The following is a 25,380-nucleotide window of genomic DNA, read 5'->3' on the forward strand; positions in this document are numbered from 1 at the left end:
CAGCAGGGAGGACAGAGCGATGCCGGAGCCGGACGCGGGCTTCCTGCCCGCCAGCCTGGAAACCGCCTGGGGCCTGCGCGAGCGCCCCGCCAAGGGGCCCCGACCCGCCCTCGGGCTGGACCGCATCGTCGACGCCGCGATCACCCTCGCCGCCCGCGACGGCATCGAAGCCGTCTCCATGGGCCGGGTCGCCAAGGAACTCGGCGCCTCCACCATGTCCCTGTACCGCTACGTCGCCGCCAAGGACGAGCTGTACGTCCTCATGGCCGACACCGGGGTCGGCACCCCGCCGCCCGTCCCCGAGGGCACCACCGGCTGGCGCGCCCTCCTCACCGCCTGGGCGCACGCCCAGCTCGACGTCTTCCGGGACCGCACCTGGCTGCTGCGCATCCCGATCAGCGGCCCGCCGGCCACCCCGAACCAGGTCGCCTGGATGGAGCGCGGCCTCGCCGCCCTCGACGGCACCGGCCTCCACGGCGACGAACGACTCGGCACGCTCACCCTCGTCGGGGGCTTCATCCGCAACCAGGCCACCCTCACCGCCGACCTCGCCGACGCGGTCCGCCGCAGCGGCGCCGACCCGGACCGGGTCCTCGCCCGCTACGCCCACACCCTCCGCCGCTTCACCGACCCGGTCCGCCAGCCCGCCATCACCCGCCTCCTCGACGCGGGCGTCTTCAGCGGCCCGGACGACGACCCCGACGCCGACTTCCGCTTCGGCCTCGAACGCGTCCTGGACGGCCTCGCCCCGCTCGTCGCCCGCCGCACGGCGGAGGCGGGCGGCACGGGGCACGGGTGACCGTGAGGACGGTCAGCAGGTTCCACAACTCCCTTGTTGGTTGAGGCCGTTCCGCTCCGCCGGCCCGGCCGGGGCGGGATACTGCCTCCGTGGCCTCCATCTACCGCAGCACGACGGGCGAGGAACTCATCCGACGCTGGTGCCTGAGCCGGCTCGACGCCTGGCCGGTACCGCAGGAGCGGACGACGGTGACCGCCCACGGCGTCCCGACCCACCTGGTCCTGGGCGGAGACGGCGCGAGGACGGTCGTGTTCGTGCCGGGCACCAACGTCAACGCCGCCGCGTCCCTTCCGCTGGCCACCGCCCTGGTCGCCGCCGGCCACCGGGTCCTGCTGGTGGACGTCCCGGGACAGCCCGGCCTCAGCTCCGGCGAACGGGCCCCCTCCCGCGGCCGGTTGGCCTGGTACGGGGCCTGGCTGGACGAGGTGCTCGACAACGTCCCGTCCGGGCCGGTGACGGTACTGGGCCACTCCTTGGGCGCCGCCATCGCCCTGTCCGCCGGCTCGTCCAGGATCAGCCGGCTCGTGCTGGCCTCGCCCGCCGGACTGACCGGGCTCAGGCTGACCCCGTCCGTACTGGCCGCTTCGGCGGCCTGGTTCCTGCGGCCGGCGCCGGCACACAGCGCCCGGCTGCTGCGCACCATGCTCTCCCCCGGCCGTCAGCCCCGCGAGGACCTGGTGCACTGGATGACGCTGGTCGCCCGGCACGCGCGCTCCAGCGGGGCGCCCGGCTCCGCCGTCCTCCCCGCACGGTCGATCCCCCGCACCGTCCTCACCGGCGAGCACGACGTCTTCCTCCCGCCCGGGCGCCTGGCACCGGCGGTGCGCGGCATCCTCGGCACCGAGTTGGGCGTGGTTCCCGGAGCCGGACACCTCCTGGTCGAGGAACGCCCCGAGCACCTGGTCGAGGCACTCGGGGGACCAACGCCGGGGAGGTAGCCGCCCGGGCCGGCTCCGCGGGTCGACTCACCTACGCAAAGGGGTAGTTGACAGCACACGTAGAGTGGAGGGAAACGCATCGAACACCTGCCCGGACACAGGACCGGGCGGCCCGACGGGGGGAAGAAGGGTGCGTGCCCGATGACGATCGGGCTCATCTCCACGATCGCCGCCGTGTGCTACGGCGGCACGGTCTCGCTGCTCGCCCTGACGGCGACCTTCGCGCGCCGGCGCGCACTACGGCACGAGGCGCGCAGCACGCTCGCCGTCCTGGTGCCGGGCACGGCGGTGCTGCCGCCCCCGCCGTCACCGGACGGCGCATCGGGCGAACCGAACGGCTGAGCCCCGGTGCGGGCGGTCCGGCGGACCGCACCGGACGAGGACGACCGGCGTGCAGCCCCTCCCCGGCCTCCCGGCCCCCGCCGCCCTCCCCGCACAGGGCGTAGGTTGCCGGGAGAACGCGAAACCCCCGGGAGGGCGACGACATGAGCAAGTGGGAACCGGTCGAGGTCCCGCAGTCCCTGGCAGCGTCCTACGCCAGGACCTTCGGCGAGGAGGGCAGGGCCTGGATCGCCCGACTGCCCTCCCTCACCGCCGAGTTCCTGGGCCGCTGGGAGCTGAGACCGGACGGCGCGGCCCGCTCCGGGGAAGCCTCCCTGGTGCTGCCGGTGCGACGCGCGGACGACACCCCCGCGGTCCTCAGGCTCCAGTCGCCCCGAGAGGAGACCACGGCCGCGGTCATCGGACTGCGCACCTGGAACGGCGCCGGAACGGTGCACCTGCTCGACCACGACCCCGGGAGCGGCACCATGCTCCTGGAACGACTGGACGGCTCCCGGACTCTGGCCTCGGTCGAGGACGACGACACGGCCATGGGCATCCTCGCCGAACTCCACGCCCGGCTGGTGGGCGTCCCCGCACCGCAGGGGCTGCGCGGCCTCGGCGACGTCGCCGCCGAGATGCTGGCGAAGACCCCCGACGCCGTCGCGGCGCTGGCCGACCCGGCGGAGCGCCGGCTCCTGAGCGGCTGGGCCGCGGCGGTGGCCGAACTGGTCGACGAGCCCGGTGACCGGATGCTGCACTGGGACCTGCACTACGGCAACGTCCTCGCCGCCCGGCGCGAACCCTGGCTCGCCATCGACCCCGAACCGCTGGCCGGGGACCCCGGATTCGACCTCTGGCCCGCCCTGGACAGCCGGTGGGACGACGTCGTGGCGAAGGGCGACGCCCGGCGCACGGTGCGGCGCCGTTTCGACCTGCTCACCGAGGCCCTCGGCCTCGACCGCTCCCGCGCGGCCGGCTGGACCCTCGGCCGGCTGCTCCAGAACTCCCTCTGGGACGTCGAGGACGGCTCGGCCGCCCTCGACTCCTCCTCCGTCGTGATCGCGGAGTCCCTGCCCCGCCGGTGACGGCCCCCTGGGCATTTCACCCGAAACGGCGGTTTGCGCGCGCGACCGGGCGACGGGACGGCGTGGTGGCCCCACGGTGGGTGCGGACGCCCCGTCCGCACCCACCGCCACTCCCGCCCGCCCAGGAGCACAGATGCACCAGCCGAATCCGTCCGGGGTCTCCGTCGCCGAACTCCCCGCCGGCGTCCGCACGATCACCGCGGCGGCCACCTCCGTCGCCGCGTTCCTCGGCTACACCGAGGTCACCCGTCCCGGGGGCACCGCCGAGGCCCCCTCCGACGAGCCGCCGGACGGCTCGTTCCGACCCTTCACCGAGGCCGAGCGCACGGTCCCGCAACGCATCGACAGCTGGCGGGAGTTCACCGCCCGCTACGAGGTCGACGCGCTCGCCCGGCGACTCGCCGCGGCGACCGACCCGGTCACCGTCCGCACCCTGGAGCGGTGCTTCCCGCTCGCCGAAGCCGTGCACGGCTTCTTCGCCAACGGCGGGCGCACCTGCTACGTGGTGGGGCTCGCCGACCCGTCCCGGGCGGTCTCCGCCCGGGAACTCCGGGGCGACGCCACCGCCCGCACCGGGCTGGCCGGGCTGGAGTCCGTACCCGAGGTCACCATGGTCGTGGTGCCCGGCCTCTGGGACATGACCGGCGACGCCTCCGCGCCGGCCGGAACGCTCGACCTGGACGGGGGCGTGCGCAGGATGGCCGAGGTGGTGCGGCACTGCACAGCCCGCCGGGACAGGCTGGCGATCCTCGACCCGCCGCCGGGCCTCGACGCCGACCGGGTCAAGGCGTTCGTCGACGGACTCGACGCGCCCGACTCCGACGCCGCGGCCTTCACCGCCCTGTACTACCCGTGGATCACGGTGCCGGGCGTCGACGGCACCGCGCGGACCGTGCCGCCCGGCGGACACGTGGCCGGGGTCTGGGCCCGCACCGACACCGAGCACGGCGTCCACGTGGCCCCCGCCGGCCAGGTCCTCCGCGGCGTGCGGGAACCCGGGGCCCCGCTCACCGAAGGCGAACACGGCCGGCTGGACGAGAAGGGCGTGAACTGCCTCCGCCACGTCCCCGGCGGGGGCCTGCTCGTCTGGGGCGCGCGCACCCGGTCCACCGCCCGCACCTGGCGCTACCTCACCGTCCGCCGCCTGGTGTGCCACCTCTCCGCATCCATCCGCCGCGCCACCGCCTGGGCGGCCGCCGCACCCCCCGACGAGCACCTGCGGACGGCACTGCACCGCACGATCACCTCGTTCCTCACCGACCAGTGGCGCCGGGGCGCCCTGGTGGGCCGCGGCCCCGACGAGGCGTTCTCGATGGTCTGGCACGGGAACGACGACCCGCCCGGGCGGCCCCGAACCGGCAGGGTGACCTGCGACATCGGCGTGGCCGCGGTGCGCCCCGGCGAGTTCGCCCGCTTCACGCTCACCTGGTGCACCGACGCAGCGGGGCCCGGCGGCCGCGACCCCGGAGCCGGGGCCCGGGCACCGGGGAACGGCCCGCCCGGCCGCCGCGGGAGCTGAGGTCCGCTCCGCGGTGCGGCGGCCCCCATCACGACCAGGCGCGCGACGGCTCCGGCGACCGCGGCCACCTCGGCGCCCGCCGGGACGAGCGCGGCCGGGCGCCCGCGTGGACGGTGTGACCGGCCCGGGCCAGGGCGCGCACGGACAGGGCCCCGGTACCGCTGGAGGAGGCCCCGGTGACCAGGACGACCCTCCGCGTTCCGTCGTTCGGCACGGCAGGAACCCTTCGTCGATCGGTGGGCGGGGACGGGCGGTTCAGACGATTCCGCCGTTGGCGCGGACGACCTGCCCGTTGACCCAACGGCCGGCGGGAGAGACCAGGAACGCGACGACCTCCGCGATGTCGGCCGGGGTGCCGAGGCGCTCCAGCGGGGGCTGGGCGGCCAGGCGGGCGACGGTCTCCTCGTCCTTGCCGTCCAGGAACAGCCCGGTGGCGGTGGGGCCGGGCGCGACGGTGTTGGCGGTGACGTCCCGGCCGCGCAGCTCCCGCGCCAGGATCAACGTCAGCGCCTCGACCGCGCCCTTGCCGGCGGCGTACGCGCCGTACCCCGGGAAGGCGAGTCCCACCACGGACGTGGAGAACGTCACGATCGCCCCGCCGGGACGCACCCGGCGGGCGGCCTGCTGGGCCACGACGAACGTGCCCCGGACGTTGGTGCGGTGCAGGTCGTCCAGGACGGCCAGGTCCAGCTCGGCGATCGACCCCAGACGCATCCGGCCGGCCGCGTGCACGACGATGTCGACGCCGCCGAACTCCGCCTCGGCCACGTCGAACAGGGTCGCGACCGCGTGTTCGTCGGCGACGTCCGCGCGCACCGCGACCGCCCGGCCGCCCCCGGCGACGGCCTCCGCCACGGCCGCCTCGGCCCCCTCCCGGTTGCCGGCGTGGCCGACCACGAGGGCGTAGCCGTCGGCGGCCAGCCGACCGACGGTCCGACGGCCGATGCCGCGCGAACCACCGGTGACGACCGCCACCCGGGGCGAGGCGGACTCGACGGGGCCGGCGGACGGGGCGGCGCTGGGCATGGCGGACTCCCGTGGTGGAGGGACGGGTCGGGCCACGGCCTCGCCGTCGCCCTGCTTCGCCCCCACCCTCGGCGGACGCCCGCGCCCCGGCCAGGGGTGCGTCCACCCGGGGGACGCCACCCCCTGGCTGCGCCCCGGCGGGCGCGCGACCATGCAGGGGTGAACCTTCCGGAGCTCGGCGCCTTCCTCAGGACCCGCCGCGACCGCGTCCGCCCCGCCGAACTCGGTCTCCCCCAGGGCACCCGCCGGCGCGTCCCCGGGCTGCGCCGCGAGGAGGTCGCCCACCTCGCGGGGATGTCGGTCGACTACTACACCGAGCTCGAACGCGGCAGCACGAAGAGCAACGCACGGCCCTCGGCCCAGACCCTGGCCGCCCTCGCCCGCGCCCTCGACCTGACCGGCGACGAACGCGACCACCTGTTCCACCTGGCGGAACAGCCGGTCCCCCGGCCCGCGCACCGGGCCCCGGCGCACGCCCGGCCCGCGCTCCTCGGGCTCCTCGACCGGCTGTCCGACACCCCCGCACGCGTCATCACCGACCTGCACGTCACCCTCGCGGAGAACGACCTGGCCAAGGCGCTGCTCGGCGCCTCCCCCGGGCACCACGGCCCCACGGCCGGCTTCGTCTACCGCTGGTTCACCGACCCCCGGGCGCGCGGGATCCACCCGCCCGAGGACCACCCGCGCCACTCCCGGGTGTTCGTGTCCGACCTCCAGGCCGTCGCCGCCCGGCGCGGCCGGGACACCGAGGTCACGAGGACGGTCGCCGTGCTGCGCCGCCGCAGCCCGGAGTTCGCGGCCCTCTGGGACGACCACGACGTGGCGGTGCGCCGTGCGGACCGCAAACGGATCGTCCATCCCGTGCTCGGCCTCGTCGAACTCGACTGCCACGCCCTGCTCAGCGAGGACGGACGCCAACGCCTGCTGTGGTTCACCGCGCCGCCCGAAGGCCCCGGAGCCGGGCAGCTGGCACTGCTGTCCGCCCTGGCTGCCGGCCGGCCGGACGTGCCGGAGGGCGCCGCGCTCCGGGACCCGGCCGAGGACGGTGCCGGGGCCTCGGGCTAGATTCCGGACATGGACGACGCCGACGTGACCGCGCTGCTCGCCCCGCGCGCGGGGTACCCGTACGTGGGCTGCCCGTATCCGGGCACCTGGCAGGAGGCCCCCTTCCGGGAGCGCACCGTCGACGGGGTGCGGTACGCCGTGGTCGCGGTCGACCCCGGGCTGGGCGCGCTGGGCGTACGCCGCGACGACGGCTCGCTCTGGGACCTGTCGGACGGGGACGAACCGCCGCACCTGGTCAACTCCGACCTCGCCTCGTTCACCGCCTTCGCCCGCGCCTTCGAGGAGGCCGCCGACGAGGCCGAGCGGTACGAGGGGTCCGAGGAGGACGCCGACGAGGAGGCCGACGAGGAGGCGGAGGACGCCGGTGACGCGCTCACCGAGGCGCTGCTGGAGCGGTTCGCGGCGATCGACGCGGCGGCCGTCGCCGACGAGAACTCCTTCTGGAGCGTCGCGGCCGAGGAACTCGGCTACGGCATGGACGCCTGAGGCCCCGTCGGGGCCGTGCCACGAGGAGGACGGACGACTGCCGGAAGGTGCGATTGCCATGGTCGTCGCACGCTTGGCGGTGACCGTGCTGGTCACCTGGATCGTGCTGGTCGTGATGCTCCTCGCACCGTCGGTCCTGCCGGTGCGTTGGCACTACTACATCTACTCGCCGGCGAGCGTGGGCCTGTGGTTCCTGGCCGTACTCGTGGTGCCCGTCGTGGTCTGCGTCCTCAAGTGGCCGTGGATCAGGTGGGGGCGGCGCTGAACCCGACCCGCGTGCGCACCCGACCGCATGCGCGCACGGCGTGACGTCAGGTCGCGCGTGCCGGGCGCCCTCAGGCCAAGGACGCGTAGGACGGACGGGCCGGGACGGTGGCACCCACCATGACGTCCTCGCCCTTCAGGTACGCCAGCAACCAGTCGCCGAACGTCATCTCGTGGAGCACGAACTCCCAGGTGTCCATCTCCTGCACGCCCACCGCCCAGGGTTGCGAGGGCTCCCGCGGCACGCGCAGGAAGACGTACTCCGCCTGGGAACCCGTCGCGACCGGCAGCAGTTCCCCGGGGTGAGGCCCCGCCCGGTGGGGGAGGAGCTCCGCCAGGTCCTCCTCCTGCCAGAACCCGATCTCCTCCCTGATCCGCTCCCCCAGGTTCCGGAACCGGTGGCCGGGGTGGTCCAGTTGCAGGTGCCCGTTGATGACGACCGGGCCGTAGGCGTCGGTCACCTCCCGGAAGTCCGTCGGGAAGCGGACCCCGAGTTCCTGCTCCAGCGCCGTCCAGGGACCGGGATCGGACCAGTGGAAACGGGGTTCTCCCAGGAGCGCCCCGATCTCCTCGACCGTCACCATCGTGGCTCTCCCCTCACCCGCCCGCGTGATCGCCCCGTACCCGGCCGAGGGTACGACCCGCCCCTGACATGCCGAGGTCGGGCGCGACCCCCACGACCGGGTCAGCGGCACGGGCAGCACGAGCGGAACCCCCGTCGGCGGAGGCGGACCCGCTACCCGCGGGGCGCCCCGGTCCCGCCGAGGCGACGGTCCTTCAGGGCCGGGAACCGCTCCCTGACCGTGGCCACCTGTGCGGGGTCGAAGTCCACGGTCAGCACCGCGTCCCCGGCGTCCGGCAACTCGCCGAGCACCTCGCCCCACGGGTCGACGACCACGCTGTGCCCGGCCTGGTCCACGCCCGCGTGACGTCCGGCGGAGCCGCAGGCCAGCACGAAGCTCTGGTTCTCCACGGCGCGGGCGCGGGCCAGCAGCGACCAGTGGCCCCGGCGCCGGTCGGGCCAGCCGGCGGGGATGACGAGGGCTTCGGCACCGGCGTCCACCAGGCCCCGGAACAGCTCCGGGAACCGCAGGTCGTAGCAGGTGGCGAGGCCCAGGGTGAGGCCGGGCAGGGCGACGGTGACGAGGGCGTCGCCGGCGCCCATCAGCACGGCCTCGCCCCGGTCGAAGCCGAAGCGGTGGATCTTGCGGTAGGAGGCGGCGAGGGAGCCGTCCGGGGCGAACACCAGGGACGTGTTGTAGAGGGTGCCGTCACGATCGCGTTCGGGAATCGAGCCGGCGTGCAACCACACGCCGGTGTCGCTCGCGGCCTTCGCCATCGCCTCGTACGTGGGACCCTCCAGCGGCTCGGCGGCCGCGTCGAAGGACTCGGAGGCGAAGGCCCCCGTCGTCCACAACTCGGGGAGCACCACGAGGTCCGCGCCGTGTTGCCCGCGGACGAGGGACGCAACCCGGGCCCGCCGGGACGGGACTGACTCCGCGTCGTCCGCACCGGTCTGGATGAGTGAGGCGCGCACACTACCACCGCCTTGGCATCGGGGCCGTCGACACGGCCTACGATCGTCACACGAAAGCACTGCCGGGGTGCCCGCAACCAGCGTACTGTGCCTTTCCGGGGAGCCCCCGGACCCCCGACCGTGCCCGAGCCCGATCCGTCCCGTACGGCCGGTACGCGCCGTACGACCCGCACCACCGGAAGTACCGCTGCCCGTTCCGCCTGCAAAGCCCGCCGCACGCACCAACGCCCGAGGGGTCTCGTGAGTCTCCATCCCAGCCTTCAGAACTACGCCGACGCCTGGACGCACTCCGTGGAAGCGATCGCGGAGCTGGTGCAGCCGCTCGTGGAAGGGGAGTGGAACCGCGCGACCCCGTGCCCGGGCTGGTCGGTGCGGGACATCGTCTCCCACGTCATCGGCCTGGACTGCGAGATGCTCGGCGACCCGCGGCCCATCCACACCCTGCCGCGGGACCTGTACCACGTGAAGACCGAGCACCAGCGGTACATGGAGATGCAGGTCGACGTGCGCCGGCACCACACCGGGCCGGAGATGACGGCGGAGCTGGAGTACACCGTCATCCGGCGCAACCGGCAGCTGCGCAACGAGAACCGCCAGCCCGACGCGAAGGTCCGCGGGCTGCTCGGCGCCGAGGAGACCCTGGAGTTCGCGATGCGCCGGCGCGCGTTCGACATCTGGGTGCACGAGCAGGACCTGCGGGTCGCCCTCGACCAGCCCGGCAACCTCGACTCCCCCGGCGCGCACGTGACGCGGGACCTGATGCTGGAGGCGCTGCCCAAGGTCGTCGCCAAGGACGCCGGCGCGCCCCCGAACTCGGCGGTGGTGATCGACGTGCACGGGCCGGTGGAGTTCCTGCGCACCGTGCGGGTGAACGCCGAGGGCCGCGGCTCCGTCGACGGTGCCCCCTCGCTGGGCCCCCTGGTGACGCTGAGCACCGACTGGGAGACGTACTCCCGGCTGGCCTGCGGACGGATCACCGCCGAGTCGGCGGGCGACCGGATCAAGACGGAGGGCGACCAGGAGTTCGCCACCGCACTGCTGCGGAACTTCTCGATCACCCCGTGACGGTGGACCCGGTCGCGGGAACGGTGTTCGGGGCGGGGCTGGTGATCCTGGCCGCAGCGGCGGTCAAGGCGGACTCGACCGCCCGCGCGGTGACCGCGGCGGGCCGGGAGGGCGGGAAGGACGGCTGGTGAGCGCCTTCACGGTCAGGGCGACTCCGAGGCCGTCACGGCGGCCAGTCGGGCCGCCGGTCAGCTGATCCGCACGGCGTCACCCCGCCGTCACCCCCCTGCGGGCCCCGTCCCCGCCCGCCCCGGTGGGGAGCGCGGTGATGGAAGGTACCGGCAGACCCGCCGGGGCGGGCGGGAGGTGCCTAGCCTGGACGGCATGGAGACCTCGAAGGACCTCAAGGACTTCCTGATGACCCGCCGGGCCAAGATCACCCCCGAGCAGGTGGGTCTGCCCGGGGGCGGCCGGCGCCGGGTCACGGGCTTGCGCCGGGAAGAGGTCGCCCTGTTGGCGGGGGTCAGCGCCGAGTACTACGTGCAGATCGAACGTGGCAACGTGGCCGGAGTCTCCGACGAGGTGCTGCACGCGGTCGCCGGGGCGCTCCGGCTGAACGAGATCGAAACCGGACACCTGTTCGACCTGGCGCGGGCGGCCACCGCCCGACGCGGCCGGGGCCCGACCCGGGGGCGGGCGACCGGGCGCCCGGAGGTCTCGCCGGGCTTGCAGGCGGTGCTGGACGCGCTGGTCGGCACCCCGGCGGTCGTGCAGAACGCCCACCTCGACCTGGTCGGCGCCAACGACCCGGGCCGGGCCCTGTACTCCCCCGTCTACGACGGCACCCCCGCCGGCCGGCCCAACCTGGCCCAGTTCGTGTTCCTGGACGACGGCGCCCGCCGGACCTTCCCCGACTGGGAGGGCGCCGCCGACGTGGTGGTGGCCCTGTTGCAGGTGGAGGCGGCCCGCTCGCCGTACTCCAAGGCCGTCACCGGGCTCGTCGGGGAACTGGCCACCCGCAGCACGGAGTTCCGCACCCGCTGGGCGGCCCACGACGTACGGGCGCACCGCGGCGGCACCAAGCGGTTCCACCATCCGCTGGTCGGGGACCTGGCCCTGCGCGTCGAGGCCCTGGACGTCACCGGCGCCGCCGGCCTCACCCTCCTCGCGTACACCGCCGCACCCGGCTCGCCCTCGGCCGACGCGCTCCGCCTGCTGGCGAGTTGGACCGCACCCCACTCCCACCCGCCCGACCGCACCGGCGCCGCCCCCGCCGCCCCGCCGGACCGCCCCGCCGCGGGGCCGGACGGCACCGGGAGCGGCGGACCGGGGGAACCGCCCACGTGACCCGCCCGCACCGGCGGGCCCCGCAACGGGCCGCCGAGCAGGACGCGTTCACCGATCGCGGCCCGCCTCCGACGTCCCCCTATGCTCGGTACCACCACCGACCCGCCACCCCGGAGGTACTCCGATGACCGGCTCCGACTCCTCGGCCCGTCCCGTCCCGCGGAACGACCCGTTCGCAGACCTGACGGACCGTCTGAACGGTCGCCTCGGCAGCCGGCCGCCGGTGTCGGCCGTCTTCGGCGAACCCGTCACCTGCGACGGGATCACCGTCATACCCGTCGCCGACGTCGGCTTCGGGTTCTTCGGCGGAACGGGCCCCCAGGCCGACGGCGCCGACCCCGCCGGCCTGGGGGCGGGTGGCGGCGCCCGCGCCCGCGGCTACATCGAGATCAAGGACGGCACCGCCGCCTACAAGCCCGTCCGGGCCCCCTGGACGGACCTCGCCGTCCCGCTCGCCGCCCTCCTGGCGGGCGCCGTCCTGCCCCCGCTCGTGCGCCGGCTCGCTGGACTCCGCTCCTCCGGCCTCAGGGGCCGACGGGGAGCAGCACCCCGCCGGTGAGCCGTAGGAGTTCGTCGAAGGTGGTCGGGAAGACGGTGTGCGGCGTGCCGGCGGCGGCCCAGAGCCGGGGGTAGTCGCCGAGGGCCGCGTCGACCACGGTGGGCAGGACCCGGGGGTGGCCGACCGGCGCCACGCCCCCGATCGCCTGCCCGGTGGCCTCGCGCACCTGCTCCGGAGTGGCCCGGCGCAGCTTTCCGCGCCCCCAACGGGCGGCGAGCGCCGTGGTGTCCACCTTGTGCCGGCCGCTGGTGAGGACGAGCACCGCCTCCTCGTCGGAGAGGAACACGAGGCTGTTGGCGATGGCGCCCACCTCGCACCCGAGGGCTTCGGCGGCCTCGGCGGCGGTGCGCGTCGAGGCCGCCAACTCGCGCACCTCGCCCGTGACGCCCGCCTCGGCGAGGACCCGCGCCACCTCCGCGCTGCGGGTGGGCAGGGTGGTGCCTTCCTGGGGTGCCATGCGCTTGCTCCTTCGTACGGTGCGGACCAGCGGCCATCACGTTCCATATACGGAACGTTCTGTGTGTGGAACGATAGGACCCCCAGGGGCCCGGATCAACCGACCCCCTCCGGAGCCGGGAAGGCACCCCTTTGGACCTCGCCGCCGACCTCGCCGCCGACGTCGGCGCACGGGTGCGGGAGTTGCGCGAGGCGCAGGGCCTGTCGCTCTCCGAACTGGCACGCAGGTCCACCCTCGGCAAGGGGACGCTCTCCGAACTGGAGAGCGGGCGCCGCAACCCCACCCTGGAGACCCTCTACGCCCTGACGACCGCGCTCGGGGTGCCGCTGAGCACCGTCCTGCACGACCTCGCGCCACCCGTGAAGGTCTCGGGTCACGCCGTCGAAGCCGTTCTCCTCGACCGTTTCGAGGCCGACGCCTCCGTCACGGAGACCTACCGCATCCGCATCCACTCCGGAGCCACGCAGCACTCCGCCGCACACGCCCCGGGCACCACGGAACACCTCGTCGTCCTCACCGGCACCGCCCGCGTCGGCACCCTCGCCGAACCGGCACTCATCGGCCCCGGTGCACACGGCAGTTGGCCCGCCGACGTCCCGCACCTGTACGAGGCCCCCGACGGTGACGTCGAGGCCGTGCTGATCGTGCGCCATCCGCGGTGACGCCTCGGGCGGCGCCTCCCGCTGGCTGCCCGTCGGGAACGTGTTGAACGCCGAGCTGGCCGATATCCTGGCCGGCCCCGAGGCCCAGCGGGTACGGGCGGAGCTGGCGGCCGACTTCGCCGCCCGCGCGGTGACCACGACGGACGGGAACCAGAACCCCTCTACGCCGTGCGACCCGCAGTGCGGGCCGTCGTGCGGACCGGCCTGCACCCCCTCCTGCCGGCCTACCGGGGCGGGTCCCTGTACGCCGAACGGGGGTTGCCAGCCGAACTACGACTAGGAGCAGCGTGTTCGTCGACCGGGTCTCCGTACCGCACGGATTGGCTCCCGACCAGGCCGAGCGGGCTCGGTGGCCGTTCACCGTGCCCGCGGTCGCCCAGCTCCTGAACGAGGGGCTGGCCTTCACCCGGCCGGTGACGTTCCTGGTGGGGGACAACGGATCGGGGAAGTCCACGCTGGTGGAGGCCATCGCGGAGAGCTTCACGCTGGACGCGTACGGCGGGCGTCTCGCCCGGCTCCGCGGACGGCCCGACGCGACAAGAACCCCGCTCGGCGAGGTGCTGCGCGCGGAGACCACCCGGGCCGGGGCCCGGATGCTCGCCGGGCCCCGCCGCCACAAGAAGGGCTTCTTCCTCCGGGCCGAGACCGCGTTCGACATGACCGAGAACCTCGGCGGCGTCCCCGGCTACTGGGACGAGGACACCAGCGCCATGAGCCACGGCGAGGGCTTCCTCACCATGTTCCGGACCATGTTCGACGCCCCCGGCTTCTACGTCATGGACGAGCCCGAGGCCGCCCTGTCGTTCACCGCGAGCCTCCAGCTCGTCGGGCTGATGCACCAACTCGGCGAGACCGGCGCGCAGGTCGTCTGCGCCACCCACTCGCCCGTCCTCGCCGCCACCCCCGGCGCGGACGTCATCGAAGTCGGCGACCACGGCTTCCACCGCACCACCTGGAAGGACCTGGAACTCGTCGACCACTGGCGCCGCTACCTGAGCGACCCGAACGCCTACCTCCGCCACATCGTCCCGTGACCACCACCCCGGCCACCGGCTCCGATGCGGTCGCCGAGGCCGACCGCCGCTTCCGCCTCTGGATGCGACAGAACCTCGACCGCGCCGCCGCCCGCTTCGGCCTCACCGTCACCGGTGAGCCCGTGTTCGGCTGGCGCAACCGCTCCATCAGCGCCCTCGGGGACAGCTCGGACGGAGCCCCCGAGGACGGACCGACGCTTCAATCACGCCCGACGGCCGCAGCATCGTCCTCACCCCGCGGACCTACCAGCCGTGCTCGGTGAGGCCGGCCCTGGCGTCGCCCCGCAGATAGCCGAACAGGCCGGCGGCGGGGTACTCGATGATGTCCTCGGGCAGCTCGTGAACGGCCCACCAGCGCAGGCCGAGGCACTTCTCGGGTTCGCGGTTGACGGGCTCGCCATCCCATGCGGTGGCCTCGAAGAACAGACCGATGCGCTCGGCGTCCGGGCCCTGCCGGTGGTGCACCACGTGCACCAGGCGCAGGTGTTCGGGATCGACCTCGACGCCGGTCTCCTCGCGCAGTTCGCGTGCCGCGCCCACGGTCAGCGGCTCGCCTGCGTCGAGCTTCCCCGAGGGGGCGTGCCATCTGCCGTAGCCGTACGGTCCCCCGCGCTGCGACAACAGGACCTTGTCGCCGTCGCGCAGGATCACGTGCGTGTCGATCACGGGGGCTGCCGGTGCTGCCGTGTTCATGAGTTCACCGTGGGGTCGTCGAATCGGGGGACTGCCGACGCTACCCCTGGCAGGGGGACAGCGGCGGCGATTCCCTACGCCCGTAGGCGTGGCGTCAGTGGTATCGAGTACGAGCACGTCGACACCCAGGGGTGATCCACGCGCCACGGTGGTGGCTACGCCTCCGCGGCGAAGCCCACGAACGTACGCCAGGCGTCGTGGTCTACGAAGAACGCCGGACGCTGACGGTCCTTCGAGTCACGAACACCCGTGCTGTGCGAGAGAAGGGCGACCTCCACGCAGGCGTCCTCAAAATCGCCGCTGTACGAGGACTTGAACCAGCGAGGAGAAACATCGAACTCGGTTGCCACCATGGGAAGTACACCTCTCATGCAAGGATCGACGGTGCTCAAACCCAGCATGCCCGAGACCCCATCGGACTGCCCCGTCCCAAGTACAGCAGTGGCGCACGACCGGCCTCCGGCCACGCGCCACGGTGGTGGCTACGCCTCCGTCGCGAAGCCCACGAACGTACGCCAGGCGTCATGCCCGACGAAGAACGCCGGACGCTGACGGCCCTTCGAGTCACGAACACCGGTGCTGTGCGAGAGAAGGGCGACCTCCACGCAGGTGTCCCCCTTCTCACTGCTGTACGAGGACTTGAACCAGCGAGGGAAAACGTCGAACTCGGTTGCCGTCATGGGAAGTACACCTGTCCTTCAAGGCTCGACGACGGTGCTAGAACCCAGCCTGCCCGAGACCTCACCGGGCTATCCCCCGCCGAGTACGGCACTGGCGCGCGACCGGGACTTCGGCCGCGCGCCACAGGTGCTGGCTACGCCTCCGTCGCAAAGCCCACGAACGTACGCCAGGCATCGTGGTCCACGAAGAACGCCGGACGCCGCCGATCCTTCGAGTCACGAACACCCGTGCGCTGCGGGAGGAGGGCGACCTCCACGCAGGCCCCCCCTTGGCTATCGCTGTGGGAAGACGTCTTCCAGAGATTCTGTTCGGGCATGTCCACGTCCGTCATCTGTATGTTGATGGCTACTCGATCTCTCGTGCTAGTCGTTGCAGGAATCCAGGTGTTGCGGACGGTCCCAGTGCCTCGCTACGCATCGCATCGAACCGCTGGTTGTACTTCCACACATCGATCCGCTTGTCCGTGACCGTGATGCTTCCGGGGATGTCCGCCTGAACCACGGGGTCCACGGGGGAATCGAAGTCCAGCAGGATGAAGTTGCTATCCGCCCGGTAGGCGGCCGAACTCTGCGGGAGGATCTGGACCGTCACGTTGTCTAGAGAGCAGAGGCGTTCGATCTCCTCGTACTGCTCCCGCATGACATCCGTACCGCCGATCACCCGTCGCAGGGCCGACTCGTCCAAGACGACCTTCAACACGATGGGGTTGTCCGGTCGGGTGATGAGGAGCTTCCGTTCCATCCGCAGGCTGACGTTGTTCTCGACGAACTGGGTTGTGGTCTCCTCGATGGGCTTGGCTGCCATGAACTGCGCTTGGGTGTAGCTCTCGCACTGGAGAAGGCCGAAGACGACCATGGGCTGCCACGCCCGGATCTCCCGCGCGTCCGACTCCAGCCCGACATACATCGGCATGCCAGACGGCATCGAGTCGCGGTAGGGGATGTACGGATCGCGGCTGAGCGAGTCGCGGTGGAGCGTGAGCAGAGCATCCCGTTGGTCGATGTCCTCGATCCCGTACCGGTCCAGGAGCCCTTCTAGGTCCTCAACCCTGGGCAGGCTGTTGTGTCCAGTCTCGACACGGCTGAGCTTCGTGTCGCTGAACCCCATCCCTGCTGCGGCTTCCTGGATCGTGATCCCCGTCCGCTCACGGAGAAGCCGAAGCTCCTTTCCTAATGCCCGTCTCCGGAACGTGGGACCCCGTCGTGCTGCCACGTGTATGTCCTTCCCTTGTTCCTGTCCGTCCATGACGCGCACGTGCCGGCGGTTCTGAGTGGCCTGTTGGCCATGCTCATAGGCCCTGTCCGCGTGCTGGCATGTGCCAATTTCTCCGCAGAGCGGATTGCGCTTGCGGGTAAAGCGAGTGATGCAGGACTGTAGTCGAGCGATTACGGAAAGCGCATCCGGTTCGCACTCATGCGCCCCCGCGCACGCGCCCCAGGGACGGGTGTGCGTTCAGCGGGCCCCCGGCCAGGGCCCGTTGCGGGGTCCCCCTCACCCCTCGGTACGAGAGAAGGCACCCTCACATGCCCAGCGCTCCCCCGACCACCGAGCCCGCGGTCACCAGAACACCCGCGGCGGAAACCGCGTTCTGCTTCGAACGGACCCCGGGCCGCCCGGGCACCTACCCCGCCCCCGCCGACCGACTGTGGGTCGGCCAGGTGCGCCGCATCACCGAAACCCGGCTGTGCTACTGGGGGTTGGAACGGCTCCAGGACGACGCGGGCCTCCTCGTCAGCGAGTTGCTCACCAACGCCCTGCTGTACGGGAGCGGTACGGCGGTGCACGTCCGGATCTCCTGCGCCCGGGACGAGGTGCGATTGGCCGTCCGCAGCGGCCCCGCCTGCACCGACCGGGTGCGGGTGTGCGAGGCGGGGCCGAGCGACGAGAGCGGGCGCGGCCTGCTGCTCGTCGCCGCGCTGACCGAGACCTGGGGCGTGGACCGGGAGGGGTGGGTGTGGTGCAAGCTGCCCGTACCGGCCGTATGAGGGCCTGGCTGCGACGGCTGTGCGGACGCCGCCGGCCCGCCGACCGCGCGTTGCCGGGCGGACGCCGTGCGGCGGGGCCCCGGCACGCCCGCCGGCCCACGTTCGTCGACGACTGCGGCAACCCCTGGTCCCGCCCCTGGACGACCCCGACCCCACCGCACGTCCACGCCCGGTACGCCCCGCTGCGCGGCGAGGACATCGCCTTGGTGCGCCCGTACGTACGGGCCGCGATGCTGACCCACGCGGACGACGACACCCTGTGCCTACGGGCGCTGGGCAGAACCGCGTGACCGGAGAGGGCCTGACGGTGCCGGTGCCCCGCGCCCGTACGGTCCGCTGTGTGCGCTGCGCACGGCGGACCGCCGCCGCCCTTCCCGTCCAGGTGAGCGGGCGGACCCGGGCCGCCTGCCCCCGCTGCGGCCCGGACCTCGCGCCCGGACCCAGCTGGGACGAATCGCCCCGTCCGGTGGCCGTCCCGGCCCAAACGATGCGCGGGCTGCGGTCCCCGTGCATGGGCGTACCAGTGGCGGCCCGGGCGAGCGGGCCGGTACCCACCACCGCCTCCGTCGTCCCACGCGGCCACCGCGCCGGCGCCCACGGCCCCTGAAGGGGGGCGACACCGCCGCCCGGCCCGAACCGTCCGGTCCGAGCGCCTGCACCACCTCGTAGCCGAGCCGGGGCAACGGCCGGGGCCGGGCAACAGGCGCCCGGACCGGCTCGACCAGTGGCATCGTCTGACGTGTTGCTCTCACGTACGACGACATCGCGGAGCAGCAGGCGGACACCGCACGCCTGCTGCTCCACCACATCCACGCCCCGCCGACTGACGGCCGGTTCATCCGTGGTGTCCTGCCTTCGCCGCCCCACCGCGGGCGTCAGGATCGTCACGGGTCATCGGCGCGAGAGTGCTCGGGATGACGTGACGGCCTGGGCGATCGGTGCGGTGGCCCGCCCGGGCACTGAACATCCAGCAGGCGGGGAAGGCTGGGGGAACACGTGGCGACGGATGGAGGGGACGGTGTCCGTGGCGGCGGCAGGCAGTGAGGGTTCGGCGCTCAAGCGGGCCCGGGTATCGCGGAACATGACGCTGGAGGAGGCGGCCGACGCACTGAACGCGATCACGGGCGGAGCGACGGATGCGAGTCTGATGAGTGCGTGGGAGTCCGGCCGTCGCCGTACGGGCAAGCGGAACCGGGCCGGGCTGTGCCGGCTCTACCGGGAGCTTCCGGAGGTGTTGTTCGCCCACCAGGACGGCGCGGCCACCAGCGTGCTGGAGACCTCCGGCACGGCGGTGGTGGTCCAGGTGCTGACTCGCTGGACGGACCTGGTGGAGGCGATGGTCGACGTCGCCTCAAGAGCGCGCGAACAGTTGGTCGTCACCGGCTCCCGCAGTCGGGAGAAGGCGTACCTGACGGCGATCGAGACGGCCGTGGCCCACCACCCGGACTTGATCCACTACCGGGTGCTCTACGGACCGCCCAGGCACAGGGCGCTTGCCGATCACCTGCTGCGTCTGCTTGAGCTGCGTGATCCGTCCGCTCGACACAACGGGGTCAAGACGCTGCACATCGGGATGGTGGAGCCGACGGAGGCGCTGGAGCGGTTCTTCGTCGCGTCGGAGACCGCTGCGGTGGTGCCGCTGCCGTCGTTCCACGGGGCGGAGGGGTTCGACTGCGGTGTCCTCCTGGGGCGCGAGGCGGCGGTGGGTCTGGTCCACCATGGGCGGGAGGCGTGCGCTTCGTCGCGCCCGGTGGAGACGGCCGAGGCCGTCCGCGCACTGCCACTGCGACACAACTGAGGGCGAGGGAGAAGTGTGATCGAGGACTTGTCGCAGGAGACCCGGGACCACACGGCGTCCGTGGTCGAGCTGGCAAGCGAACTGGTCCGGCGACCGAGCCGGGGCGGGATGGACGACTACGGGCCCGTCCTCGACGTGCTGGAGGACTGGCTCGTCGCTCGCGGACTGCCGCACCGCCGTCTGCACGACGGTGCGGGGGCCCCGGTGGGGTTGCTGGTGGAGATCCCCGGCGGGCAGCCGGGGCCGTGGTGGACGCTGGACGCGTGCGTGGACACCGCCCCGTACGGCGACGAAGCCGCCTGGTCCTTCCCGCCGACCTGCGGCGACGTCGTGGACGGCTGGCTACGGGGTCGGGGGGCGGCCGACTCCAAACTCGCCGCGGCGATGTTCTGCCACATCGCCGCCGATCTCGCGCCCCGCGCCGAGTCCCTGCGCGGCGGGCTCGCCGTGCTCCTCGACGTGGACGAGCACACCGGCGGCTTCGGCGGCGCCCGTGCCTATCTCACCGACCCGGCCGCGGCCCGCCCCGCCGGGGTGATGATCGGCTACCCCGGCATGGACGAGGTGGTGGTCGGCGGCAGGGGCCTGTGGCGGGCCACGATCACCGTTCATGCCCCTTCCGGACACTCCGGGTCCAGCAAGACCACCGTGGGCGCCGTCACCCGAGCCGCCCATCTCGTACGGCTCCTGGACGCCATCGAACTGCCCGGCGTGGACCAGGACTCGGAGTTCCCGTTGCCGCCGAAACTGTCGGTGACCGCCTTCCACGGCGGCGAGGGCTTCTCCGTCACCCCCGATCGGGTCGACATCAACGTCGACGTACGGACGACCCCCGCCTTCGACGCCGGCGACGCCGAAACACTGGTCCGCAAGGCCGTCGCCGAACTCGACGCCGAGTTGCCCGCCCCGGTGCCCACGGAGGTCAGCCCGGTCGCCGCCTGGCCGCCGTTCCGACTGGCCCAGGACGAGCAGCCCGCCGCCGCCCTGCTGAACACCGCCGCCGAGGCAGGGCTCACCGTCCGGCCGAAGACCGCGGGACCGTCGAACATCGGCAACCTGCTCGCCGGGGAAGGCATCCGGGCCACAGCCGGCTTCGGAGTGCCCTACGAAGGGCTGCACGGCATCGACGAGCGCGCCCACCTGGCCGAGTTGCCCCGGGTCTACGCGGTCTACAGGCGGGCGGTCCTCAGCCTTCTCGGCAGCTGACGTCCCAGCAGCGTCCCAACCTCCTCCCAGGTCCTTTCCCAGAAACCGCCCAACTCCGTCTCTGGGAACGGACCTGCGATCGCGGTGCCATGGAAGCAGCACCACCTCAAGCGTCCACCGAGACCAGGGAGGCCGGTCATGGCCGTACAGATCGTCTTCAGCACCAAGCCCACGGTCGAGAGCACCCCCACCACCACACCGAGCGCCAGGGGCTTCGCACCGCAGGTCAACACCCATCCGGTGGGGACCCTCACCCTGGGCCGCCAGTCCTTCAACGACTCGGACAAGGCCAACTACTTCGAAGGCTGAGGCACTCGGACACCATCGGGCGCCCGGGGTCCGGCCGCCACGGCAGCGGGACCCCGGGTTCGTCCGAAGGGGAGGCGAACGATGGAACCGGAGTGGATGACCGACGGCACCACGGCCGTGAACGGAACGGAGATCAAGGGACTCGGCGGGGTGCGCCGGGGCCCGGCCGCGCGGGTGCGTGCGGCCGCCGAAGGGCGAGCCGCGCTGGCGGTCGTGGGTGACTGCCCGGCCACCGAGCAGGAACTCCACGGCGCACTGTCGGCCGTGAGAGGGGGCCGATGGGTCGAGCTGACCCGATGGCCCGGCTCGTACTGGATCGCTGCGTACGACGGGCGGCAGCACTTCGTGTGCGGCGACCTGGCCGGAGTCCGCACCGTCTACTACGTGTCGCACGGAACGGGAACGACGTGGGCGACCAGGCCCGGCCTGCTCGGACGTCCCGTGGTGCCGGACCTGCCGCAGTTGGCGGCCCGACTGACGGTGGGTGAGCACCACTGGCCGCACCACAGCCCGTACGAGCAGATCCGCATGGTGCCCGGCGGTTTCGGGCTGCTGCTCGTGCCCGGGGCACCGCCACGGCTCGTCGACATCGCGGACGTCGAGCCGGCCCACGCACTGCGCGAGGGCGCCGAGCAGTTCGGGCGAGCGCTCACCGAAGCGGTCCAGCACCGCGTCCGCGCCGCCGGTACGTTGGTGGGCGCGGACCTGTCCGGCGGGCTGGATTCCTCGGCCGTCGTCGTGCTCGCAGCCAGCGCCGGCACCGTGCACGCGGTCACCTACGCCGACGGATACACCAGCGGCGAGGACATGGTCTTCGCGATCCGCATCGCAGAACACGCCCGGATCCCACACACCGTCGCCACAGGCACCGATGAGCAGTTGCCCTTCGGCTTCCCCACGGCGCAGCCGACCGGGGCGGAGCCGGTGCTGGAGGCCGCGACGTACGCCATGGACGCCGCCTACCTGCGTCCTGTGCGAGAGCTACCGCTGCACCTGACGGGACACGGCGGGGACATCGTGCTGGACGCCTCCAGTTCCTGCTGGGTCCGGCTCCTCCAAGACGGCCGCCGCCGCGAGGCCCACCGCCAGGTCGTCGCGTACGCCCGACTGCGCAACATCGCCCCGGGCCCCTACTGGAAGGCCCTCAAACAAGCCGCTGACCTGGGACGGAGCGGCCAGCTGGAGCAGGCGGCGGAGACTCTGGAACGCGGCCACCCCACCGGGGGAGACGCGATGACGGGCTGGACGTGGTGCCGTCTCGGAGCCGGGGCGTCATGGCTCACGACGGACGGACGGCACCAGGTCGCCGCACTGCTGCGGCAGGCAGCCCTGAGTCGGCAGCCGGAGCTGGCGGACCAATTCGACCAGTGGGCCGCCCTACGGTCGGTGGGCGCCTCCGCCCGCGGCTGGAGCCCCTACGGGCGGGCGCTCGGCGTGACCCCGGTGCACCCGTACCTGGACAACACCGTCGTACGATCCGCATTCGCCGTCCCGGCCCTCGCCCGACGCGGCCTGGTGACGTACAAGCCGCTGCTGCGAGCCTCGCTGCCCGAGCTTCCGGACTGGCTGACCTCACGGCGCTCGAAAGGATCGTTCACCGCCCACCGCATCGCCGGTCTCGCACGCCACCAGTCCTTCCTCGGCGCATTGATCGCATCGAGTCCGCTCGTGGCCAGCGGGCTGATCGACCCCGCGGCCGTGCGTGCGGCTCTCGCACGGGCGGCCCGGGGCCAGAGCGCCACGGTGATCGCCGACCTGCACCAGCTGATCGTCACGTGCTGGTGGCTGAGCGGTCGGACAGTAGGGAGTGGGGTGCCGGCGTGCTGACCCCAGCACCGCACGTCCACCATGCGACAGGGCCTCATGGCACGGCGGTTCTCGACATTCACCGCGGCGCATGGCTGATGCTCGATCCGGACGCAACGAGGATCTGGCATGCCGTCGTGGTCCAAGGCAGTACGGACGGACTCGCCGAGGAGATCGCCGTCCTCACCGGCCAGGACGTGCAGGCCGTCGACGACCAGATCGCCGCCTTCGTCGCACAGTTGCTGGCCGTGGGCGTGCTCGTGGACACCAACCGAATGCGTCCACGCAGGTGGTGGCGTCGATGACGGTCATGGTCCCCTCCACCCGGCCCACCGCCCCGGTCCGCGACCGTCTGGTGGCGGCCATCGCGCTCACGCTGTCCCTGATGATGAAACGGTGGCCACTGCGCTGGCAGATCGCCGTCGTGAGACTGCTCCGCAACCTGCCGCCCGCCCGCCTGGCCCGCCTCGAAGCCCTCAACTCAGCGGTGCTGACGGTGATCCCTTCCTGGTGGCCGGGCCGGGTCGCCTGCATGGAGATCAGCCTCGCCACCGTCATCGCCACCGCACTGACCGGCCGCCGGGCCTGCTGGGTGCTCGGCGCCCGCTTCCTCCCCGACTCCGCTCACGCCTGGGTCGAGGTCCCCGAAGGCGCGGTCGGCCGGAACATCGGCGATGCCGCCGACCGGCCGTGGCTGCCGGTCCTGTCGGTGCCGTGGACGACGGCCCTTGGCCACCGCCGTCCGGGGCGGCCCGGTTCTCGGCGCCCCGGACCACACCCCCACCCGAACGAGTGAACGTCACGCCTCCCAGTTGACGCCCGGATTCGGCAACCTGGGGTGATGGGCGGCGGGCGAAGAATCCCCTTGCTCCCCACCTCGGTTCGACTCCCTGATGGGAATCGTGAGTTCTCCTCCTACCTCGCCCTCCGTAGCCGGAGCAGGCCAGCCGCCCGTGATGGCTCTGGCCTCCGACCGGTACCTCGACGCGAGCGTCAACCTCTCCACGTGGGCCATGGCACGGCGGTTGCCCCGCACCCTCGCGGAAGCGGCCCGGCTCGGCTGGCGGACCGACAGCCGAGCCGTCCTGACGCTGCTCACCTGCCAGATCGCCGCCGCCGTCCTCACCGCGACCGCGCTCGCGGCCACCACCCGTGTGTTGGCCGCCGTGTTCACCGGCGGCGATGTCGCCGCCGGCCTGCGCGAGAACCTGACCGCCGTAGTGGTGCTCACACTCGCCACGGCCGGCCACTACCTGCTCGACGCCGGTGCCAGAGCCGCGGCGGCCCGGCTCGCTCCGAAGGCCCTACGCGAAGCCGACCTCCAGGTCATCACCGCCGCCACTGGCGCCGAGCTGGTCGCGTACGAGGACCCGGGCTTCGAGGACGCGCACGCCGCCGCCTCGGACGGGGCCGAGAGGATCGGCGACCTCATGCTCGACGCCCAGCTCCTCACGTCCGCCGCAGCCCAGATGGCCGCCGCGGCCACGGTCGTCACCGTCCTCCACCCGGTGCTGCTCCCCCTGCTGGCCCTCTCCCTGCTCCCATGCGCATGGGGCGCCGTGCGCGGGGCGCGGATCGACCACGCGGCCCACCACCGCAATCTCGCCGACTCCCGGCTGCGGAACGTGTTCCGCTCCTACGCCACGGAGCGGAACACCGCCGACGAGGTCCGTGCGGGGACCATGGCCGGGTTCCTGATCCGGCAGTACCGGATCGTCTCCAGCCGCCTGGAGGCCGAGCAGCTCAGGGCGACGAGACAGGCCCTTCTCGTGCAGGGCATCGGCGACGTGCTCACCGCGGTAGGCACCACCGCGACCTGGGGCGTGCTCGTGTTCCTCGTCGCCACAGGTGGGATGGAACTCACCGTTGCAGGTACCGCGGCCCTTGCCGTGCGCACGTCCTGTTCGGCCCTGGTCGCGACGGTCCGGGCCGGTGCCCGGCTGTTCCGCACCTCCTTGTCTCTGGACGACTGGACCCGCTTCCTGGCCGTGGCCGAGCCGTGGACGACGCGCCGCGGCACCGCCGCCGTTGCCGAGGAGGGGCCGCAGGTCATCACCGCCCGGGACGTCTCCTTCACCTACCCGAGCGCCGACCGGCCCGCGCTCGACGGCATCGACCTGGACCTCAAGCGGGGCGAGGTCATCGCACTGGTCGGCGAGAACGGCGCGGGCAAGAGCACCCTTGCCCGGCTCCTGACCGGGCTGTTCCTCCCCACGAGCGGTTCGGTGCAGTGGGACGGTGTGGACTTGGCGGACGCGAACCCGGCCGGAGTGCTCGCCCACGTCGCGCTCGTCCCGCAGGAATGCACCCGCTGGCCGCTGACCGCCCGGGAGAACATCACCCTGGGCCAGCCCCGCCCCGAAGGCGACGGGGCCGTGCACGCCTCCGCCGAGGCAGCCGGGGCCCACAGCGTCATCGCCGCCCTGCCACACGGGCTGGACACCTCACTGGCCCGTTCCTGGTGGGGAGGGCACGACCTGTCCGGCGGGCAGTGGCAGCGCCTCGCGGTCGCTCGCGCCTTCCACAGGGACTCTCCCGTACTGGTGATGGACGAACCGACCGCCGCCCTCGACGCCCGCGCCGAGCACCGCGTCTACACCCGGCTCAAGCACCTCGCCGCAGGCAGGGCCACCGTGTTCATCACCCATCGACTCGCCAACACCCGTCTCGCGGACCGCATCATCGTCCTCGATCAGGGACGTGTCGCCGAGATGGGCACCTTCGACGAGTTGACGAGTCGGGGGGCGAGCTCGATCTTCTTCGAGATGCTCAGACTGCAACAGGACCGGTGACAC

At 73.0% G+C, this 25,380-nt stretch carries 33 protein-coding genes; 24 read left to right on the forward strand and 9 right to left on the reverse strand.

Translation table 11 applies throughout. From position 1 onward, the window contains the following. Positions 1-19 precede the first annotated feature (19 nt). From ACSMX9_RS13455 to ACSMX9_RS13475, 5 genes are all read left to right on the forward strand, one after another. Entirely contained in the window at positions 20-799 is a 780-nt protein-coding gene (locus tag ACSMX9_RS13455) for a TetR/AcrR family transcriptional regulator (RefSeq protein WP_445402559.1), read from the forward strand. Positions 800-888: 89 nt separating this feature from the next. Further along, the gene (locus ACSMX9_RS13460; RefSeq protein ID WP_445402560.1) at positions 889-1,737 is read left to right on the forward strand and encodes an alpha/beta fold hydrolase; all 849 of its coding nucleotides are present in this window, start codon (positions 889-891) and stop codon (positions 1,735-1,737) included. Between the two features lie 141 nt (positions 1,738-1,878). After that, positions 1,879-2,079, forward strand: coding sequence for a hypothetical protein (locus tag ACSMX9_RS13465; protein ID WP_445402561.1), 201 nt, complete (start codon positions 1,879-1,881; stop codon positions 2,077-2,079). A 143-nt stretch (positions 2,080-2,222) separates the two neighbouring features. Continuing rightward, entirely contained in the window at positions 2,223-3,146 is a 924-nt protein-coding gene (locus tag ACSMX9_RS13470) for an aminoglycoside phosphotransferase family protein (protein WP_445402562.1), read from the forward strand. A 133-nt stretch (positions 3,147-3,279) separates the two neighbouring features. Further along, positions 3,280-4,665: a phage tail sheath family protein gene (locus ACSMX9_RS13475; RefSeq protein ID WP_445402563.1), complete on the forward strand. Its 1,386-nt coding sequence runs from the start codon at positions 3,280-3,282 to the stop codon at positions 4,663-4,665. 255 nt (positions 4,666-4,920) lie between these two features. Here the strand turns inward: ACSMX9_RS13475 and ACSMX9_RS13480 are convergent, their stop codons facing one another. Continuing rightward, positions 4,921-5,691 (reverse strand): SDR family oxidoreductase, encoded by a 771-nt coding sequence (locus ACSMX9_RS13480; protein ID WP_445402564.1) that lies wholly within the window; start codon positions 5,689-5,691, stop codon positions 4,921-4,923. 159 nt (positions 5,692-5,850) lie between these two features. Here ACSMX9_RS13480 and ACSMX9_RS13485 point away from each other — a divergent pair, with 159 nt between their 5' ends. From ACSMX9_RS13485 to ACSMX9_RS13495, 3 genes are read left to right on the forward strand one after another with little or no spacing between them, the layout of a single operon-like run. Then, positions 5,851-6,756: an MmyB family transcriptional regulator gene (locus ACSMX9_RS13485; protein ID WP_445402565.1), complete on the forward strand. Its 906-nt coding sequence runs from the start codon at positions 5,851-5,853 to the stop codon at positions 6,754-6,756. Between the two features lie 9 nt (positions 6,757-6,765). Beyond that, positions 6,766-7,242, forward strand: coding sequence for an SUKH-4 family immunity protein (locus ACSMX9_RS13490; RefSeq protein ID WP_445402566.1), 477 nt, complete (start codon positions 6,766-6,768; stop codon positions 7,240-7,242). Between the two features lie 58 nt (positions 7,243-7,300). Then, the gene (locus tag ACSMX9_RS13495; RefSeq protein ID WP_445402567.1) at positions 7,301-7,507 is read left to right on the forward strand and encodes a hypothetical protein; all 207 of its coding nucleotides are present in this window, start codon (positions 7,301-7,303) and stop codon (positions 7,505-7,507) included. Between the two features lie 70 nt (positions 7,508-7,577). Here the strand turns inward: ACSMX9_RS13495 and ACSMX9_RS13500 are convergent, their stop codons facing one another. Further along, a complete protein-coding gene (locus tag ACSMX9_RS13500) occupies positions 7,578-8,090 on the reverse strand; it encodes an SMI1/KNR4 family protein (RefSeq protein ID WP_445402568.1) in 513 nt (170 codons plus the stop codon). Positions 8,091-8,242: 152 nt separating this feature from the next. Further along, the gene (locus tag ACSMX9_RS13505) at positions 8,243-9,043 is read right to left on the reverse strand and encodes a carbon-nitrogen family hydrolase (protein ID WP_445402569.1); all 801 of its coding nucleotides are present in this window, start codon (positions 9,041-9,043) and stop codon (positions 8,243-8,245) included. A gap of 240 nt (positions 9,044-9,283) precedes the next feature. On the opposite strand from ACSMX9_RS13505, the gene ACSMX9_RS13510 reads away from it, so the two are divergent. From ACSMX9_RS13510 to ACSMX9_RS13525, 4 genes are all read left to right on the forward strand, one after another. Next, a complete protein-coding gene (locus ACSMX9_RS13510; RefSeq protein ID WP_445402570.1) occupies positions 9,284-10,108 on the forward strand; it encodes a maleylpyruvate isomerase family mycothiol-dependent enzyme in 825 nt (274 codons plus the stop codon). Then, positions 10,105-10,239, forward strand: coding sequence for a hypothetical protein (locus tag ACSMX9_RS13515; RefSeq protein WP_445402571.1), 135 nt, complete (start codon positions 10,105-10,107; stop codon positions 10,237-10,239). The genes ACSMX9_RS13510 and ACSMX9_RS13515 overlap by 4 nt, the downstream gene beginning before the upstream one ends. A gap of 193 nt (positions 10,240-10,432) precedes the next feature. Beyond that, positions 10,433-11,395: a helix-turn-helix domain-containing protein gene (locus tag ACSMX9_RS13520; RefSeq protein WP_445402572.1), complete on the forward strand. Its 963-nt coding sequence runs from the start codon at positions 10,433-10,435 to the stop codon at positions 11,393-11,395. Between the two features lie 124 nt (positions 11,396-11,519). After that, positions 11,520-11,954 (forward strand): spore germination protein GerW family protein, encoded by a 435-nt coding sequence (locus tag ACSMX9_RS13525; protein ID WP_445402573.1) that lies wholly within the window; start codon positions 11,520-11,522, stop codon positions 11,952-11,954. On the opposite strand, the gene ACSMX9_RS13530 is transcribed toward ACSMX9_RS13525, so the two are convergent. Beyond that, positions 11,920-12,411 (reverse strand): YbaK/EbsC family protein, encoded by a 492-nt coding sequence (locus tag ACSMX9_RS13530; protein WP_445402574.1) that lies wholly within the window; start codon positions 12,409-12,411, stop codon positions 11,920-11,922. The genes ACSMX9_RS13525 and ACSMX9_RS13530 overlap by 35 nt on opposite strands. 131 nt (positions 12,412-12,542) lie before the next feature. Between ACSMX9_RS13530 and ACSMX9_RS13535 the strand changes: the two genes are divergently transcribed. From ACSMX9_RS13535 to ACSMX9_RS13545, 3 genes are all read left to right on the forward strand, one after another. After that, complete coding sequence (locus ACSMX9_RS13535; protein ID WP_445402575.1) at positions 12,543-13,073, forward strand: helix-turn-helix domain-containing protein; 531 nt, start codon at positions 12,543-12,545, stop codon at positions 13,071-13,073. A gap of 287 nt (positions 13,074-13,360) precedes the next feature. After that, the gene (locus ACSMX9_RS13540; RefSeq protein ID WP_445402576.1) at positions 13,361-14,107 is read left to right on the forward strand and encodes an AAA family ATPase; all 747 of its coding nucleotides are present in this window, start codon (positions 13,361-13,363) and stop codon (positions 14,105-14,107) included. Beyond that, the gene (locus ACSMX9_RS13545; RefSeq protein WP_445402577.1) at positions 14,104-14,370 is read left to right on the forward strand and encodes a hypothetical protein; all 267 of its coding nucleotides are present in this window, start codon (positions 14,104-14,106) and stop codon (positions 14,368-14,370) included. Before ACSMX9_RS13540 ends, ACSMX9_RS13545 begins: the two co-directional genes overlap by 4 nt. On the opposite strand, the gene ACSMX9_RS13550 is transcribed toward ACSMX9_RS13545, so the two are convergent. The 5 genes from ACSMX9_RS13550 to ACSMX9_RS13570 all read right to left on the reverse strand — a co-directional run bounded on the left by ACSMX9_RS13550 (position 14,351) and on the right by ACSMX9_RS13570 (position 16,693). Further along, the gene (locus tag ACSMX9_RS13550) at positions 14,351-14,800 is read right to left on the reverse strand and encodes an NUDIX hydrolase (RefSeq protein ID WP_445402578.1); all 450 of its coding nucleotides are present in this window, start codon (positions 14,798-14,800) and stop codon (positions 14,351-14,353) included. The two genes, ACSMX9_RS13545 and ACSMX9_RS13550, sit on opposite strands and share 20 nt — an antisense overlap. Before the next feature lie 155 nt (positions 14,801-14,955). Next, entirely contained in the window at positions 14,956-15,171 is a 216-nt protein-coding gene (locus tag ACSMX9_RS13555) for a DUF397 domain-containing protein (protein ID WP_445402579.1), read from the reverse strand. A gap of 111 nt (positions 15,172-15,282) precedes the next feature. Then, the gene (locus tag ACSMX9_RS13560) at positions 15,283-15,480 is read right to left on the reverse strand and encodes a DUF397 domain-containing protein (protein ID WP_445402580.1); all 198 of its coding nucleotides are present in this window, start codon (positions 15,478-15,480) and stop codon (positions 15,283-15,285) included. Between the two features lie 134 nt (positions 15,481-15,614). After that, complete coding sequence (locus ACSMX9_RS13565; RefSeq protein WP_445402581.1) at positions 15,615-15,812, reverse strand: DUF397 domain-containing protein; 198 nt, start codon at positions 15,810-15,812, stop codon at positions 15,615-15,617. A gap of 14 nt (positions 15,813-15,826) precedes the next feature. After that, positions 15,827-16,693 (reverse strand): helix-turn-helix domain-containing protein, encoded by an 867-nt coding sequence (locus ACSMX9_RS13570; protein ID WP_445402582.1) that lies wholly within the window; start codon positions 16,691-16,693, stop codon positions 15,827-15,829. Positions 16,694-17,004: 311 nt separating this feature from the next. Between ACSMX9_RS13570 and ACSMX9_RS13575 the strand changes: the two genes are divergently transcribed. The 9 genes from ACSMX9_RS13575 (at position 17,005) to ACSMX9_RS13615 (ending at position 25,377) form a co-directional block, all read left to right on the forward strand. Continuing rightward, positions 17,005-17,466, forward strand: a complete 462-nt coding sequence (locus ACSMX9_RS13575) for an ATP-binding protein (RefSeq protein WP_445402583.1) — start codon at positions 17,005-17,007, stop codon at positions 17,464-17,466. Then, a complete protein-coding gene (locus ACSMX9_RS13580; protein WP_445402584.1) occupies positions 17,463-17,756 on the forward strand; it encodes a hypothetical protein in 294 nt (97 codons plus the stop codon). The genes ACSMX9_RS13575 and ACSMX9_RS13580 overlap by 4 nt, the downstream gene beginning before the upstream one ends. Before the next feature lie 857 nt (positions 17,757-18,613). Beyond that, positions 18,614-19,264 carry an XRE family transcriptional regulator gene (locus ACSMX9_RS13585; RefSeq protein WP_445402585.1) on the forward strand — a complete coding sequence of 217 codons (651 nt, stop codon included), beginning with the start codon at positions 18,614-18,616 and terminating at the stop codon, positions 19,262-19,264. 15 nt (positions 19,265-19,279) lie between these two features. Continuing rightward, a complete protein-coding gene (locus tag ACSMX9_RS13590) occupies positions 19,280-20,470 on the forward strand; it encodes a M20 family metallopeptidase (protein ID WP_445402586.1) in 1,191 nt (396 codons plus the stop codon). Between the two features lie 138 nt (positions 20,471-20,608). Further along, a complete protein-coding gene (locus ACSMX9_RS13595; RefSeq protein ID WP_445402587.1) occupies positions 20,609-20,779 on the forward strand; it encodes a hypothetical protein in 171 nt (56 codons plus the stop codon). Between the two features lie 81 nt (positions 20,780-20,860). Then, the gene (locus ACSMX9_RS13600) at positions 20,861-22,606 is read left to right on the forward strand and encodes an asparagine synthase-related protein (RefSeq protein WP_445402588.1); all 1,746 of its coding nucleotides are present in this window, start codon (positions 20,861-20,863) and stop codon (positions 22,604-22,606) included. Positions 22,607-22,722: 116 nt separating this feature from the next. Beyond that, positions 22,723-22,890, forward strand: a complete 168-nt coding sequence (locus ACSMX9_RS13605) for a hypothetical protein (RefSeq protein WP_445402589.1) — start codon at positions 22,723-22,725, stop codon at positions 22,888-22,890. After that, complete coding sequence (locus ACSMX9_RS13610; protein WP_445402590.1) at positions 22,887-23,381, forward strand: lasso peptide biosynthesis B2 protein; 495 nt, start codon at positions 22,887-22,889, stop codon at positions 23,379-23,381. The genes ACSMX9_RS13605 and ACSMX9_RS13610 overlap by 4 nt, the downstream gene beginning before the upstream one ends. Before the next feature lie 160 nt (positions 23,382-23,541). Then, complete coding sequence (locus ACSMX9_RS13615) at positions 23,542-25,377, forward strand: ABC transporter ATP-binding protein (protein WP_445402591.1); 1,836 nt, start codon at positions 23,542-23,544, stop codon at positions 25,375-25,377. The last annotated feature ends 3 nt before the right edge of the window (positions 25,378-25,380 follow it).

The sequence above is a fragment of the Streptomyces sp. LE64 genome, assembly GCF_052606915.1.